A 15,645-nucleotide genomic window follows, 5' to 3' on the forward strand; every position below is an offset into this window, starting at 1 on the left:
AGTCGAAAGCGAATGGAACAGTGATCACTCATCAGAAAGCAGACCTTCTTCCTGAAGACCCTCCACGGCTTCGGCATCAACCACCTGCTCCTCCGCAAGCTCATTGTCGGCGTCTGGGCGCGCAAACGCGGCAAAGTTGCTGCTGGAGGCCTCGATGTTGTGCCGCGTGCGCGTGGCTTCCAGATCAGCATCGCTGGGATCATCCAGCACAGCGCTGGCTGTGGAGGCCGGGGGCATTTCCACCGTGTAATCAGGACGAAGGTTCTGCATCCGGCGATAGCCGGTGGGATCCTCCGCAAGGATGTCCGGGTGGGGACCTGCCTCTTTCTGCAGTTCTTCCTCAAAGCCGCTGAAGCCGGTTCCTGCCGGAATCAGGCGACCGATGATCACGTTCTCCTTGAGGCCGCGCAACCAGTCGCTCTTTCCTTCAATCGCTGCCTCTGTGAGCACGCGGGTGGTTTCCTGGAAGGACGCGGCGGAGATGAAGCTGTCGGTGTTGAGCGAAGCTTTCGTGATGCCAAGCAGCACCGGTGTGAACTCCGCGGGTGCTCCCCCGGTGATCGACATGGCCTGGTTGGTGTCCTCCACCTGTCGAAGCTCAATCAATTCACCCGGCAGAAGCGTGGTGTCCCCTGCATCCTCCACACGCACCTTGCTGGTCATCTGACGCACAATCACCTCGATGTGTTTGTCGTCGATCGACACGCCCTGGGACTTGTAGACGTTCTGCACCTCGGTGACCAGGCGGTGCTGGAGGTTGGCGATCGCCTCCTGAGCCGCATCCATCAGGGGTTTACGACTGCGCAGGTCTTCAAAGAAGCACTCGAGCAGCTCATGGGGATTGATCGGACCATCCGTGAGCAGTTCACCGGCACTCACCTGCTGGCCGTCACTGACCATGACATTGCGTCCAAGCAGAATCGGGTATTCGCCGATGGCATCATCGGCCTCGATCACGGTGACGGTGAGTGACTCGTTCTCATCGTCCTGCTTGATCTCAACCGTTCCGGGCTTCTTGCAGAGAATCGCCGATTCACGGGGGCGACGGGCCTCCAGCAACTCCTCGATCCTCGGAAGACCCTGGACGATATCCCCGGTTTTCTGACGTTCGAACACAAGCAGGGCCAGGCCATCGCCCCGCTGCACCAGATCCCCGTCTCGCACATGCAGCACGGAATCGGGGGACACCATGTAAGGACGTCCGAGGCGCATGGTGACGTTGTTGCCCTCAACCTTCTCGACCTCACCGCAGCAGCTGGCCAGTTCACCCTCTGCCAGCGGTTCGCCATCGACGATGCGTTGCCCCACGGTGACCAGCGGAGCGCCAGAGGTCTGCAGCGTGGTGGTGTCTTCCGGACGCTCCACGATGAGACGTCGGACAGGCTCTCCTTCTGGAGGATCTGGGAGCTGAGCCAGGCCCTGCTGCTTGCAGAGAATCTGAGTGGTGGCAACCACATCTCCGGCCTTGACGGAGATGCCGTCTTCGACCTGCAGCTCCGTGTGGGTCGAGCCATGGCTGGAATCGGACATGGTGTCCCGACGGACGAGGATCGACTCGAGGATCACCAAACGCAGGCGGGAGATCGTCTTGGCCCGCTTGTCGGGGGCTTTCTCCACATCCACCGTCATCTGTGGCGTGGTGTCGAAGGTTTCGAGCAGAAGCTGTGTTTTCAGCAGTTCCACACCCTCAACAGACTTGATCAGTTCACCGTCTTTGAAGGCAAGGCGCTGGGTTGCCTTGATGCCCAGGTGAGGACCATTGGCCTGCTTCACATGGGCCAGCTCGGGCAGCTGCGCCTCGTTGGGAATGGTGTATTCCTCGACAGGGCGTAACAGCAGGCCGGTGCCCTCCGGGGTTTCAACCGTCTGCACGAACTTCATGGTGTCGATGCTCAACCCCTTGGCGATCTCCTCTCCCGGGTTGACCATCTGGCCGTCGCCCTGGAAACGCTCCACCGCCTTGCTGTCGCTGGAGAGATGGAAATCACCACCACGCACGATGATCTCGCGCAGGATGTCGTTTTTCTGGGTGACTGAAACAATGCCTGCGGTCTGACTGAAGATGTCCTTCACCACCTCGGTGCCGGCTTCAATCCACTGGCCGTCCTCGATCATCAACAGGGAAATGTCCTTGTTGATCTCGTGGGTCTCCTGGGGGATCCAGAGCAGAGTGCCGCCTTTGCTCACCTCGTAACCGTTCTTGGCGGATCGGGCTTTCTTGATGGCCAGACCGGGTGCAAAACGCACCAGACCACCGGTGTTCGTGCGGAAACGGTCATCCGCGAGTTCGGCGATCACTTCCCCTGAACCGATCTTGCTGCCTGGAATGGTGTTAAGGCGGTAGCGGGTGCCGTCCTTGGCCTCGAGATTCCAGATCTCGCCGGAGTGGGTGGATTCCTCAAGCAGCTTGAAGTCCTTAAGCGTCATCGCCGTGGTGACGATCTGCACCTCACGGGAATCACCGATGGAATCCCTGAGCCTCACCTCTCCGCCGAACTCACTGCGCTGACTGGCCTCAGCCAACACCTGACCCTCATGGACGGAGGTCTGTCCGGCAACGACCGGCTGGGCGTTGGGAGGCAGGTTGTAGACATCACCGGCCAGAACCCAAAGGCGACCCAGCCGCTGGGCCTTGACGGTAATGTTGCCCTGACGGTCAGTCACTTCCCTGGGCTGGATCTTCTCCTCGTAACGAACCTGTCCGGCGAGGTCGCAGATCACGTCCTTGGTGGCCTTCTCGACGCTCTTCTTCACCGCACCTGCGGCGATCTGAGCGACGGTGACGTCGGACTCGATCTCCTGACCGTTGCTGACGAACAGCAGCGAACCATTGCTGACTTCGATCTTCTGGGTGCGTCCCTTACCGGAGGGTTTGATCGAGAGGGTGAAATCAACTTCAGCCTGCTGGGCCTCCACACCGTGCGGTGTCCGGTAGGGACGCACCCTGGCTTTTGAGGTGAACTCGACCGTTCCTGCAATCGTCGAGCGAACCACCCCTGTTTCGGCTGTCGACACACCTCCGGTATGGAAGGTGCGCATCGTGAGCTGGGTCCCGGGTTCCCCGATCGACTGGGCCGCAATGATGCCAACGGCTTCACCGAGATCAACAAGCTCGTTGTGAGCCAGGGCCCAGCCATAGCACTTGCGGCAGACCGAACGATTGGCTTCACAGGTCAGAGGTGATCGCACACTGACGCTGGACACTCCTGCTTTCTCAAAGCGATCGGAAAGAGGAGGACCAATCTCGGTATCCCGCTCGGCGAGCACCTCACCATCGGCACCAACCACCTGTGATGCCGTCAAGCGTCCAACCAGGCGGTTACCGAACCTGCCGTCCTCAGCGTCAACATTGATGTGGCGCATGGTGCCGCAGTCGTCCTCACGGACGATCACGTCCTGAGCCACATCCACCAGTCGACGGGTCAGGTAGCCGGAGTCAGCGGTGCGCAGTGCCGTATCCACCAGACCCTTACGGGCGCCGTAGGAGGAAATGACGTACTCAGTCACCGTGAGGCCCTCACGGAAGTTGGTGCGAATCGGAAGGTCGATGATTTCGCCCTGGGGGTTGGCCATCAGACCGCGCATGCCAACTAGCTGGCGCACCTGCGACATGTTTCCGCGGGCACCGGAGTTGGCCATCATCCAGACCGAGTTCAGAGGCGCGTTCTGGTTGAAGTTCTTTTTGACTGCGTCCACCAGTCGCTCGTTGGTCTCCGTCCAGGTGTCGATCACCTTGGTGTGCCGTTCCACCTCGGTGATTTCCCCCAGCCGGTAGCGCTCTTCGGTGGCTGTGATCTGTTCCTCTGCCTCTCCCAGAAGAGCTTTCTTGGCTTCGGGAACCTGTAGGTCGTTCACCGAGATCGAGACAGCGGCCTGGGTGGCGTAACGGAAGCCGAGATCCTTGAGTTTGTCCGCCATCGACGCGGTTACAGCCGTGCCGTGGTTCTTGTATGACCAGGCCACCAGTTGCTTGAGGGCCTTTTTGTCCACAACCCGGTTGCGGAATGGAGGCGGCGTCTGAGCCAGCTGGCGGGAAGCGGCCTCAGCCGCAGCTGCGGCCTTTTTGGCCTTGGAGGATTTACGGGATTTGGAGGAGGAGGTCATGGCTGCGCGCGGTCGGAGGGGAGGTTGGAAATCAGGCGGATCAGGCGGCGGCCACCGCTTCGATGATGGTGTGATTCATCACCACACGGCCAACAGTGGTGAGCAGATAACGGCTGATCAGGGCACCGTCCTCGTCGAATCGATCACGACGGAGGGTCCACTGCTCAATCCGTGTTCCATCTCCGAGGTCTTCCGTCTTGAGCGGCTGATCCAGCTCGTCGTCGTCGTCAACCTCTCCGTTGAAACGCACCCAGACCCATGCATGCAGATCGATTCGCTGATCTTCAAAGGCATGGATCACATCGTCCAGGCTGGCGAACGTGCGGCTGCGATCCCCAAAGTCCGGCTGGTCCAGGTGCGGTTTGAGGGCCGTCAGGTAATAGGAACCCAGCACCATGTCCTGGGAGGGCGTGACGATGGGCTGGCCGGTGGCAGGCGAAAGAATGTTGTTGCTGGCGAGCATCAACATCCGGGCCTCGGTCTGGGCTTCGATCGCCAGGGGAACGTGTACGGCCATCTGGTCACCGTCGAAGTCGGCGTTGAATGCAGGACAGACCAGGGGATGCAGCTGAATGGCGCGACCATCAACCAATTTCGGCTCGAAGGCCTGAATGCCAAGCCGGTGAAGGGTCGGAGCACGGTTGAGCATGATCGGGTGACCATCGATCACCTCCTGCAGCACCTGCATCACCTCATCGTCGGCGCGCTGGATCAGCTTCTTGGCCGCCTTGATGTTGTTAACGATGTTCTGACGGATCAGGCGATGAATCACGAACGGCTGGAACAGCTCGATCGCCATTTCCTTGGGCAGACCGCACTGATGCATCTTCAGCTTGGGACCCACCACGATCACGGAACGACCGGAGTAGTCGACCCGCTTGCCGAGAAGGTTCTGGCGGAAGCGACCCTGTTTCCCTTCAATGATGTCGCTCAGTGACTTGAGCGGACGGTTGTTGGCACCGACCACTGTGCGACCACGGCGACCGTTGTCGATCAGGGCATCGACAGCCTCCTGGAGCATCCGCTTCTCGTTGCGGACGATGATTTCGGGGGCGAGGATCTCCTGAAGCCGCGCCAGGCGGTTGTTGCGGTTGATGACCCGGCGATACAGATCATTGAGATCGCTGGTGGCGAAGCGACCGCCGTCGAGCTGAACCATCGGCCGGAGGTCAGGGGGGATCACCGGGATCACATCCAGCACCATCCACTCAGGGCGGGCATCGGTCGCGATGAAGTTGTCGATCACCCGCAGACGCTTGATCAGCTTCGCTCGCTTCTGACCTTTGCTGCCGTTGATCTCTTCCCGCAGTTGCTCGGCCACCTCATTGAGCGTGAGGTCCTCGAGAAGTTGCTTCAGAGCCTCAGCACCGATGCCCACCACGGGCTCGTTCTCGATCTCCGACTCCTCGGCGTAGATCTCATCCTCAATCTCCAGCCATTCATCCTCAGTGAGCAGTTGCTTGTACTTGAGGTCCTTGTGGTCGCCGGGATCGAGCACCACATAGCAGTTGAAGTAGACGATCTGCTCCACATCCCGCAACGGCATGTCCAGCAGGATCGCCACGTAGCTGGGGATGCCCTTCAGGTACCAGACGTGGGAGACCGGAGCAGCCAGCTTGATGAAGCCCATGCGGTGACGGCGCACACGGCTTTCTGTGACCTCAACGCCGCAACGCTCGCAAACGATGCCGCGGTGCCGCACACGCTTGTACTTGCCGCAATGGCACTCCCAGTCCTTGGAGGGACCGAAAATTTTCTCGCAAAACAGCCCATCCATCTCGGGCTTGAGGGTGCGGTAGTTGATGGTCTCCGGTTTGGTGACCTCACCCACAACCTGGCCATTGGGCAGGGTGCGCTGACCCCACTCCATCACTCGCTCCGGTGAGGCCAGGGTGATCTTGACGTAATCGAAGTGGTTCTCGGTGCGGAGGTTGCTGTTGGTCATGGACGGATGGGAAAGGAAGGGCTGTCAGTCAGTGCGAACGCATTGGGAGCGTTTGGCCCGTCAGTCCTCGTCGTAATCCGCAACGCCGAGGGATTCGTAGGTGGGGCGGCTGGGCGTGCTGCGACGTGGGTTCACGTCCTGCATCAGATCCACCTCCTTGCCTTCATCGGTGTAGACCGCGATATCGAGTCCCAGGGACTGCAATTCGCGCATCAGCACCTTGAAGGATTCCGGAGTGCCAGGGCGGGGAATTGGTTTGCCTTTGACGATGGCGTTGAGCGCCTCGTTCCGACCCTGCATGTCGTCGGACTTGACCGTAAGCAGTTCCTGGAGGGTGTAGGCCGCGCCGTAGGCCTCCAGAGCCCACACTTCCATTTCTCCAAGACGCTGGCCGCCCTGCTGAGCCTTGCCCCCGAGGGGCTGCTGGGTCACCAGGGAGTACGGGCCGGTTGAGCGGGCGTGGATCTTGTCATCAACCAGGTGCACAAGCTTGAGGAAATGGGCGTAGCCCACGGCGACAGGCTGATCAAAGGGCTGGCCTGTGCGGCCGTCACGCAGAACGAGCTTGCCGGGGTCCTCCGGGTTGTAGACCCAGGCCTTGCCTGGCTGTTTGGCCGCTTCCTTGAGGAATGCCTCACAGGTTTCCTGCGACATCTCGGCGCCGTGCATCTCATCAAAGGGAACAATCCGAACCCGTGAATCGAGGTTTGAGGCGGCCCATCCCATCAACAGCTCGAAAACCTGACCCACATTCATGCGGCTGGGCACACCGAGGGGATTGAGGCAGATGTCAACCGGCGTGCCGTCAGGCAGGTATGGCATGTCCTCCCGGGGAAGGATGCGGCTGATGATGCCTTTGTTGCCGTGACGTCCGGCCATCTTGTCGCCGACCTGAATCTTGCGGCGCTGGGCGACGTAAACCCGGACAACCATGTTGGCGCCCGGTGGCAGTTCATCACCCTGCTCTCGGGTGTAGATCCGAACATCCACCACGCGACCACGCTCGGTGCCTGGCACCCGCAGAGAGTTATCGCGAACGTCGCGAGCCTTCTCGCCGAAGATCGCACGGAGCAACTTTTCCTCAGGGGGCTGATCGGATTCCCCTTTCGGCGTCACCTTGCCCACGAGAATGTCGCCGCTCTCGACGAAAGCACCGACGCGGATGATGCCCATCTCGTCGAGGTTTCCAAGACTTTCCTCGGCGACATTGGGGATCTCACGGGTGATCTCCTCAGGTCCGAGCTTGGTCTGACGAGCTTCGATCTCGTATTTCTCGATGTGCACCGAGGTGTAGAGATCATCCGTCACCAGACGCTCGCTCACCAGCAAAGCATCCTCAAAGTTGTATCCCTCCCAGGGCATGTAGGCGATCAGAACGTTCTGGCCAAGAGCGATCTCGCCCCCTTCGCAGGCGGAACCATCCGCCAGGACCTGACCGACGATCACAGGATCACCGCACCGCACGATCGGGCGGTGATTCAGACAGGTGTCCTGGTTGGAACGCTGATATTTCTGCAGGTAGTGGGTGTGGTCGTTTCCGTCCTCGTCATTGACGACGATGGCCGTTGCATCCACGAACGTGACCGTGCCGTTGACCCGGGAGATCGGCACCATGCCGGAGTCGCGGGCAACCTGGGTCTCAAGACCTGTCCCGACGAGGGCCCGTTCCGGACGCAGCAGGGGAACCGCTTGCCGCTGCATGTTTGACCCCATCAGGGCGCGGTTGGCATCGTCGTGCTCAAGGAAGGGGATCAGTGAGGCGGCCACCGAAATCACCTGCACCGGAGACAGGGCGACGTAGTCGACCTGTTCCGGAGGCACCTTCTCAAAATCCTGCCTGTAGCGGACTGGAATCAAGTCCGCCTTGATCCGGCCGTCGTCATCCGTCGCCACATCACCGGGAGCCACCCGCACCTCGTCCTCACGATCGGCGGAGAGATAGATGGGATCGCCATCCCTGAGAACAACACCGTTCTCGACCTTCCAGAAGGGGGTCTCGATGAAGCCGTACTCATTCACCCTCGCGTGGGTCGCCAGAGAATTGATCAGCCCTGCATTGGGGCCTTCAGGCGTTTCAATCGGACAAAGGCGCCCGTAGTGCGATGGATGAATGTCGCGGACAGCAAAACCGGCGCGTTCCCTGGTGAGACCACCTGGTCCGAGAGCAGAGATACGGCGTTTGTGGGTGAGCTCAGCCAGCGGATTGGTCTGATCCATGAACTGGCTCAGCTGACTGGATCCGAAGAACTCCTTGATCGCCGCCACCAGGGGCTTGGGATTGACCAGCTGTGCCGGGGTGAGTGAATCGGTCTCACCAACGGTCATCCGCTCCTTGATGATCCTTTCAAGACGGTTCAGACCGACGCGAACCTGGTTCTGAAGCAATTCACCCACCGAACGCACGCGGCGGTTGCCGAGGTGGTCGATGTCATCGAGACTCGCGCCGCCGACATCGAGTTCCAGATTGATCAGGTAATCAAGGGTGGACAGCACGTCCTCATGGGTGAGGGTGCGCACCGTGTCTGGGATTGTGAGCCGCAGCTTCTTGTTGATCTTGTAGCGGCCGACACGACCGAGGTCGTACCGCTTGGGATCAAAGAAGCGGGTCTGCAACAGCTGTTGGCCACCGCTGACCGAGGGGGGCTCGCCGGGCCTGAGCTTCTTGTACAGCTCCAGCAGTGCCTGATCTTCGGAGCTGATGCCTTCATCGTTGGCGGCATCAATCGACTTCTTGTAGAACTCCGGGTGACGCAGCTTGTCGACCACGTCATTGTCCGACAGGCCCATGGCCCGCATCAACACATGGGCATTGATCTTGCGGGTCTTGTCGACGCGGACATGAAGAAGTGAGTTCTTATCGGTCTCGAACTTCAACCAGGCGCCCCGGTTGGGGATGACGCTGGCGTTGTAGGTGCGACGTCCGTTCTTGTCCTGCTCGTCCTTGAAATAAACCCCTGGGCTGCGAACGATCTGATTGACGATCACCCGCTCGGCACCGTTGATGATGAACGTGCCGCGCTCAGTCATCAGCGGGAGTTCGCCGATGAAAACCTCCTGTTCCTTGATCTCGCCGGTCTCCTTGTTCACGAGACGGCAGGTCACATACATCTGAGACGCGAACGTGGCATCGCGACGCTTGGCCTCTTCCACGTCGTGGCGAGGACGCTTGAGTCGGTACTCGCTACCGATGAAGTGCAGCTCTAACTTCCCGGTGTAATCGGTGATCGGAGAGAAGCTTTCCAGCTCCTCGATCAGACCTTTATCTAAAAACCACTTGAAACTGGCCCGCTGCACCTCCACCAGATCTGGAAGGTAGGTGGCGGTCTTGGCGACCTGAATCGCGCTGCTGCTCATGCGGGAACCCGACTGAGAGGACGAATGGGACGAGAGACCTGAACAAACGAAATCAGATCACCGACAAGGATCGAAAACCATCACAGGCACTGCAAACCACCCCTCAAAGAGCGGCCACAGGGTGATGGAGTTCAGAGATCGCGGGTCAGATCAGCTGACAACAACAAGTGCACCGGAAGGGAATGGACGCTTCGGGGCCCACGGAATGGGGAAATCCAATCCATGGCCAGGCCAATGCAACATCTTACACATCGAAGTTGCTGATACCAGGCCGGCTTACCAGATCACGGCAAACGAAACAGGCGGCGTGCGTTGGCGGTGCTGCTGGCGGCCACGCATTCGAGATCAACGCCGCGAAGCTCGGCCACCCGCGCCGCAACGGATGCCACAAACGCCGGTTCATTGCGCTTGCCCCGGCGTGGAACGGGGGCGAGAAATGGACAATCCGTTTCCACCAGGAAGCGATCCTCAGGAACCCGGCGGGCACATTCATGGGTTGGAGCGGCCTTGGGGAAGGTGACGGTGCCGCTGAAGCTGATGTGAAAACCGAGCGCAAGGAAGCCATCCATTTCGTCTGGCGTCCCGCCCCAGCAATGCATCACTCCGGCTGGACAACGGCCTTGTGCCTGGCGGGTGCGCAGCTCCGCCAGCATCGGCTCCGCCGCATCCCGGCAATGAATGATCACCGGAAGATCAAGCTCAACGGCCAGATCGAGCTGCGGACGCAGCACCGCAAGCTGTTCGTCCAGATTCTTCTGCCGGAACAGATCAAGTCCAAGCTCACCGATGGCGACGACGCGTTCATCCTCCAGGGCTGAGCGCCTCAGGACTGCCTGCGTGTCCGCCTGCCAGTGCTGGGTGTCAAGCGGATGAACCCCGACGGAATAGCGCAGCTCCGGGAATCGATCAGCAAGCGCTCTGATCGCAGGAATCTCAGACGGCTCAACACAGGCATGAAGCAGAGCCGTCACGCCCGCTTCGCGCCAGCGCGCCGCGACGTCATCGAGATCCTCATCGAAGTTGCGGAACACGATGTGACAGTGACTGTCAATCAGCGTGGGAGTGGACGTCACGGGGGGCTGAAACTCGCCTTCACCCCCCATTGTGCCGAGTGCGCCTCAGGTGCTGGGTTCCAGAACCCGTCGGACAGCTGCCGAGAGTCTTGACTTCTGGTTGGCACCGTTGTTGCGATGCAGAACGCCCACCTTGACGGCCTTGTCGATTTTGCTGAAGGCCGCGTTCATCGAGCTCTGAACAGATGCCTTGGCAGCATCACCGGGCTTCTCGCTGTAAGCGTCACAGGCGAGGAAGCAACGCTTCATCAAGGTGCGAAGGGAGGATTTGTAGGTGCGATTGCGCACTCGATTGCGTTCGGCAACCTCAATCCGCTTTTTCGCTGCTTTGTTATTGGCCACTGAGGCGAAAACGATGCGAACAATCCACCACCATACCGACCAGCCTTCCAGCACACGAGCCGGCAATTAGTTTGAAGAGACTCCTTACCTCTTTCACTTGCCTGTGAGCAGAGCGGTCAACGAGGTTGACACCACGACTCCCTTCCCGCTGCGCCTGGTGCGGGATCCCGAGACTGCACACCATGAACTGCAGCGTCTGACCTCGCGGACAACAAGCGACCAGCAAGGCGAGGCTCGCGGTCGGGTGGATCAAATTCTGGAGGAGGTCCAGCGCCGCGGGGACACCGCCGTGAGGGACTTCACCGAACGCTTCGATGGCTTTCGTCCCGAACCGATTGCGGTGCCTGCCGAACGTCTTGAGCAGGCCTGGCGAGAGCTGCCGCTTGATTTGCGGGATGCCCTCGAGCTGGCCTGCCGCCGCATTCAGGAATTTCATCAGCGACAACGCCCCGCTGACATCTCCATGAAGGGGCCCCATGGGGAGCAGCTGGGACGGCGCTGGAGACCGGTTCAACGGGCTGGCCTTTATGTACCTGGCGGACGGGCCTCCTACCCCAGCACCGTTTTGATGAATGCCGTTCCCGCGAGGGTGGCGGGCGTTGAGGAGATTGTGATCTGTTCTCCCGCCGGATCGGACGGTTGCGTGAACCCAGTTGTGCTGGGAGCCGCTCACCTCGCCGGCGTCAGTCGGGTGATGCGCATCGGTGGAGCCCAGGCGATCGCCGCCATGGCCTTCGGAACAGACAGTGTCCCGAAAGTCGATGTCATCAGCGGGCCAGGAAACCTCTATGTGACGCTTGCGAAACAAGCCGTTTACGGACGCGTCGGCATCGATTCCCTGGCCGGTCCGAGCGAGGTTCTGGTGATCGCCGATCAAAGCGCTGATCCAGCGATGGTTGCCGCTGATCTGCTCGCCCAGGCCGAACATGACCCCCTGGCTGCAGCTGTTCTGATCACGACGGATTCCGGCCTGGCTGAAACCATCGGAGTCGCGATCAGCCAGCAGCTCCTGGATCACCCAAGACGCGAGATCTGCGAGGCATCACTGCGCGACTGGGGATTGGTGATCCTCTGTGAAGACCTGGAGACCTGTGCCCAGCTGAGCGACAGCTTTGCCCCGGAACATCTCGAGCTTCTCGTGGAACGTCCCGAGCCACTGGCGGAGCGGATCCGAAACGCCGGCGCCATCTTCCTGGGCCCATGGTCCCCGGAAGCGGTCGGGGACTATCTCGCTGGCCCGAACCACACCCTGCCGACCTGCGGTGCGGCTCGCTTCAGCGGAGCTCTCAGCGTGGAGACGTTCATGCGCCACAGTTCCATGATCGGATTCAACCGGGCGGCGCTGGAGGCGACCGGTTCAGCCGTTCAACAGCTCGCTGGCAGCGAGGGGTTGCACAGCCACGCCGAATCGGTGCGGCTGAGGCTCAACTAACGCCTGTCGAGACTGCGGACCCCCGCGACATCTCCGTTGATTTCTCCGACCAGGATTTCATCGGCAAGGTTGACGAAAAGGCCGTTCTCCAGGACACCTGGGATGTTGTTGATCGCCAGTTCGAGAGCAACAGCGTCAGCAATTCCCCCATCGAATTTGACGTCCAGGACAAGATTGCCCTGATCCGTGACGACAGGTCCCGCCTTGCGCTGGGCCATGCGCAGCTCTGCACTCCCGTCCATGGATGAGAGCTGCTGCTGAACCTGACGCCAAGCCCCCGGCAACACCTCAACCGGCAGCAGAAAGCCGAGATTGAGGCGTTCGACCAGTTTGGTGGAATCAACCACCACCACAAAGCGCTCAGCTCGAGCAGCAACGAGTTTTTCCTGGACGTGGCATGCTCCTCCGCCCTTGATCAGCTGAAACCCCGGATCAACCTCATCCGCACCATCGATCGCCAGATCGATGCGCTCCACGGCATTGAGACTGAGCAGGGGGATGTTGAGCTCAGCTGCAAGAACCTCGCCCTGAAACGAGGTGGTGACACCGACGATATTTTTGAGTTCTCCACTGGCGAGCTTCGATCCCAGCGCTTTGATCATCAAGGCAGCGGTCGAACCGGATCCAAGGCCGAGAACCATCCCGTCCTTGATCTGTTCAACGGCGGCATCAGCGACCGCCTGTTTCATCTGTGTCTGAAGATCAGCCAACGGGCCACCAGTGACTGGCGGGAACGTAGCAAGGAGGTCAGCTCATCCCGGGAAGCGCAGCCGGTTTCACCGAAAGACTCAACTCACGGCCCTGTCGCAGGACATGGAGAGCAAGGGGTTCTCCAAGGCGAGCGGAATCAACCACTTCGAGCAAGACCTGCGGATCTGACACCTTGGTGTCCTCGACCCCGACAACCAGGTCTCCACGTCGCAGACCAGCACTCTCTGCCGGGCCATCCGGCAGAACACTCTGAACCAAGGCACCCGAACGCTCAGGCAACTGCACGAGAGAGTTTGGATCCTTGTTGTGCTCACGGGCGATCCTGGCCGTCAAGGGAACGAGCTGGAGGCCGATATAAGGATGCACCACCTCCCCCTGCTCGAGCAATTGGTCCACCACCCGTCTGGCCAGATTGATCGGAATGGCAAAGCCAAGACCAGCCCCGGGTCCGGAGCGAACCAGGGTGTTGATTCCGATCACATTGCCGGCGGCATCAACCAGGGGGCCACCTGAATTGCCAGGGTTGATGGCGGCATCGGTCTGGATCAGATCCAGCCTTTTGTCGGAGAAACCGAGGCTGTTGATGTTGCGGTGAAGGCTGCTGACGATGCCAAGCGTCACCGTCCGTTCAAGGCCGTAGGGCGTTCCCAACGCGATCGCCCAGTCACCCACCTCGAGCGCTTCGGAATCCCCGAGCGGAGCCGATGGAGGGACCGACCGCCCCTCAAGGCGAACAAGGGCGAGATCGGTGACTGAATCCGTGCCAATGACCTGACCATCGCGCTGTTCACCATCCGCCAGGGTGAGCGTGACGGTGTCCACCCGCTCGACGACATGGGCATTGGTCAGCACCAATCCCTTGTTGTCGATCAGAACTCCTGAGCCCTGCCCCCGCTCCCGTTCGGGTCCCTGCGGGGGGTCTCCCAGAAGATCACGCAGAAGCGGATCGATCAAGGTGGGATCAAAGGGCTGGCGCTCCACAGGTCGTTCCGTGTCGATGCGAACCACGGAGGGGGCGACCCGTTGCACCACGTCAGCCACGAAACTGTGCTCAAGAGCCTCAGCCCGCGGCACGACAAACAGCAGACTCAGAACCAGTGCCAACAGGGTTCTCAACAGGTCACCGGCATCAACGACGGCACCATCTTGGTCCGGATCCAACGTCATTCGCAGAGAAATGTGGTTGCTGGGGTTCGGACGTCGTCGTCACTGTGTAAAGGACGACATAAAACAACTTTCGCGACATGCGGTTTCGGATCTTTGGACTGTTGAGCGCAGTGGCCATGCTCAGCGCCTGCAGTGGAGTCCCTAATGGATCTCAATCGGACGCAAGCGGCGGCGAGTCATCCGATGGGGGCGGCAAGCTCAAGGCTGCTCTGCTTGAAGGCAAACCCTTTGCCATCAAAAAAGGCGATGGCTTTGAGGGCTGGTCCGTGGACGTCATCAACGCCGTCAAGGATGAAGCCGGACTTGGCTCGGTGGATTTCAGCGTGGCCTCCAGCGTCGATGAAGGGTTTGAAGCCATCACCTCCGGTGCAGCGGACATCGCCTGCGGCGTTGCCTTCACCTGGGAGCGGGCCGAAAAAGTGAATTACAGCCTGCCGTACGCCATCGGTGGCACCCGCTTGCTGGCCGGGCCCGATGTGGATGGCACACCTGAATCTCTGCAAGGTAAGAGCATCGGCGTCGTAAAGGATTCCGCCTCAGCCAAGGTGTTGAGCGATGTCGTGCCAGACATCGAGCTCACCAACTTCGCCACACCGACCGAAGCACTCGATGCGCTCGCGGAAGAGAAGGTGGATATAAACGGTGGCCCCTCGCTCTGGCTGGCATCCAACCGAGGAGACAGCGGCAAGACGCTGGTGCCCGTCCGTCCGTACGGCAGCTCGGGGGTCGGCTGCATCGTGAAACAGGACAACGGCAAGCTGCTGTCGGCCGCCAGCCTGGCGATCGGCCAGATGATGCAGGCCTACGTGGACGGCGACGCCGGGTCCCGGGAAATGATCAACCGTTGGGTGGGTCCTGGAAGTGCGATTGATCTTTCAGAAGCCACGATCAGCGCCCTCTACCGGGTGATGTTGGCCTCCACGGCCGAGATCTCAACCAACGTGCAGGATCCAGCCGAACTCGCCGCCGTTGAAGAGACCGTCTCCGAGGCGGAGACCACAGACGCTGCCGACTCTGAAAGCAACTGAAGCAGAACCTGCCGCCGATTAACCAGCCAGAAGCAACAGGCAACCCGCTTCCCATCAACCTCATAACAACCGATGAAACGCTCATTGATCGCCTTCCACGCTCTGCTGGCCTCCAGCGCCGTTCTCTGCCAGAGCGCAGAAGCCTCCACCGTTTACAGCACTCCTGATCAGACAAACCCCTCGAATCTCGCATCGAAAACGCCCGCAACGGCAACTGGAGCAGCCTGCTCAAGTCCGTTGATCTCGATGGAGAGCTCATCGCCAAGGGCAAATGGGGCAATGGCGGCGGCCACAAGTTCAAAAACAGCCGCGGCTCCGGCAAGTGGAAAAACGGCAAGGGCGGCAGCAAGTGGAGCAACAGTCGGCCCAAGTGGGGGAACGGCTCCTACTACGGCGGCTGGAAGAACGGCGGTGGCTGGAAGAACGGCAGCGGCGGTTTAGTGAACTGGTTATCTCGTCCAGGAGCCTGATCCGATGCAAACGCGCCAC

10 protein-coding genes are annotated in these 15,645 nt (G+C 60.3%); 3 read left to right on the plus strand and 7 right to left on the minus strand.

Annotated features, from left to right (window positions below; all coding sequences use genetic code 11):
* Nucleotides 1-24: 24 nt before the first annotated feature.
* The 5 genes from KR100_RS11700 to rpsT form a co-directional block, all read right to left on the minus strand.
* On the minus strand, nucleotides 25-4,104 hold the full coding sequence (locus KR100_RS11700) for a DNA-directed RNA polymerase subunit beta' (protein ID WP_038546187.1): 4,080 nt from the start codon (nucleotides 4,102-4,104) through the stop codon (nucleotides 25-27).
* A gap of 40 nt (nucleotides 4,105-4,144) precedes the next feature.
* The gene (locus KR100_RS11705; RefSeq protein WP_038546190.1) at nucleotides 4,145-6,049 is read right to left on the minus strand and encodes a DNA-directed RNA polymerase subunit gamma; all 1,905 of its coding nucleotides are present in this window, start codon (nucleotides 6,047-6,049) and stop codon (nucleotides 4,145-4,147) included.
* Between the two features lie 60 nt (nucleotides 6,050-6,109).
* A complete protein-coding gene (rpoB, locus tag KR100_RS11710) occupies nucleotides 6,110-9,403 on the minus strand; it encodes a DNA-directed RNA polymerase subunit beta (RefSeq protein WP_038546193.1) in 3,294 nt (1,097 codons plus the stop codon).
* Nucleotides 9,404-9,687: 284 nt separating this feature from the next.
* Entirely contained in the window at nucleotides 9,688-10,506 is an 819-nt protein-coding gene (locus KR100_RS11715) for a TatD family hydrolase (protein WP_204207709.1), read from the minus strand.
* Nucleotides 10,507-10,521: 15 nt separating this feature from the next.
* Complete coding sequence (rpsT, locus tag KR100_RS11720) at nucleotides 10,522-10,818, minus strand: 30S ribosomal protein S20 (RefSeq protein ID WP_038548775.1); 297 nt, start codon at nucleotides 10,816-10,818, stop codon at nucleotides 10,522-10,524.
* Nucleotides 10,819-10,915: 97 nt separating this feature from the next.
* Here rpsT and hisD point away from each other — a divergent pair, with 97 nt between their 5' ends.
* Nucleotides 10,916-12,250 carry a histidinol dehydrogenase gene (gene hisD / locus KR100_RS11725; protein WP_369793797.1) on the plus strand — a complete coding sequence of 445 codons (1,335 nt, stop codon included), beginning with the start codon at nucleotides 10,916-10,918 and terminating at the stop codon, nucleotides 12,248-12,250.
* On the opposite strand, the gene rpiA is transcribed toward hisD, so the two are convergent.
* Entirely contained in the window at nucleotides 12,247-12,960 is a 714-nt protein-coding gene (gene rpiA, locus KR100_RS11730; RefSeq protein WP_038546196.1) for a ribose-5-phosphate isomerase RpiA, read from the minus strand. The two genes, hisD and rpiA, sit on opposite strands and share 4 nt — an antisense overlap.
* A gap of 37 nt (nucleotides 12,961-12,997) precedes the next feature.
* Nucleotides 12,998-14,128, minus strand: coding sequence for a trypsin-like peptidase domain-containing protein (locus tag KR100_RS11735; RefSeq protein WP_051847525.1), 1,131 nt, complete (start codon nucleotides 14,126-14,128; stop codon nucleotides 12,998-13,000).
* A 77-nt stretch (nucleotides 14,129-14,205) separates the two neighbouring features.
* Here KR100_RS11735 and grrP point away from each other — a divergent pair, with 77 nt between their 5' ends.
* Together grrP and KR100_RS17070 are read left to right on the plus strand one after the other, a co-directional pair.
* Nucleotides 14,206-15,156, plus strand: a complete 951-nt coding sequence (gene grrP, locus KR100_RS11740; protein ID WP_051847527.1) for an extracellular substrate binding-like orphan protein GrrP — start codon at nucleotides 14,206-14,208, stop codon at nucleotides 15,154-15,156.
* Between the two features lie 224 nt (nucleotides 15,157-15,380).
* Nucleotides 15,381-15,626 carry a hypothetical protein gene (locus KR100_RS17070; protein WP_369793845.1) on the plus strand — a complete coding sequence of 82 codons (246 nt, stop codon included), beginning with the start codon at nucleotides 15,381-15,383 and terminating at the stop codon, nucleotides 15,624-15,626.
* Nucleotides 15,627-15,645: the final 19 nt, after the last annotated feature.

The sequence above is a fragment of the Synechococcus sp. KORDI-100 genome, assembly GCF_000737535.1.
Taxonomy (GTDB): domain Bacteria; phylum Cyanobacteriota; class Cyanobacteriia; order PCC-6307; family Cyanobiaceae; genus Parasynechococcus.

What these genes read in the sequence shown, in the direction of transcription:
- KR100_RS11700 (WP_038546187.1), bottom strand. Translation starts at nt 4,104, where the DNA reads ATGACCTCCTCCTCCAAATCCCGTAAATCCTCCAAGGCCAAAAAGGCC.
- KR100_RS11705 (WP_038546190.1), bottom strand. Translation starts at nt 6,049, where the DNA reads ATGACCAACAGCAACCTCCGCACCGAGAACCACTTCGATTACGTCAAG.
- rpoB (WP_038546193.1), bottom strand. Translation starts at nt 9,403, where the DNA reads ATGAGCAGCAGCGCGATTCAGGTCGCCAAGACCGCCACCTACCTTCCA.
- KR100_RS11715 (WP_204207709.1), bottom strand. Translation starts at nt 10,506, where the DNA reads ATGGGGGGTGAAGGCGAGTTTCAGCCCCCCGTGACGTCCACTCCCACG.
- KR100_RS11735 (WP_051847525.1), bottom strand. Translation starts at nt 14,128, where the DNA reads ATGACGTTGGATCCGGACCAAGATGGTGCCGTCGTTGATGCCGGTGAC.
- grrP (WP_051847527.1), top strand. Translation starts at nt 14,206, where the DNA reads ATGCGGTTTCGGATCTTTGGACTGTTGAGCGCAGTGGCCATGCTCAGC.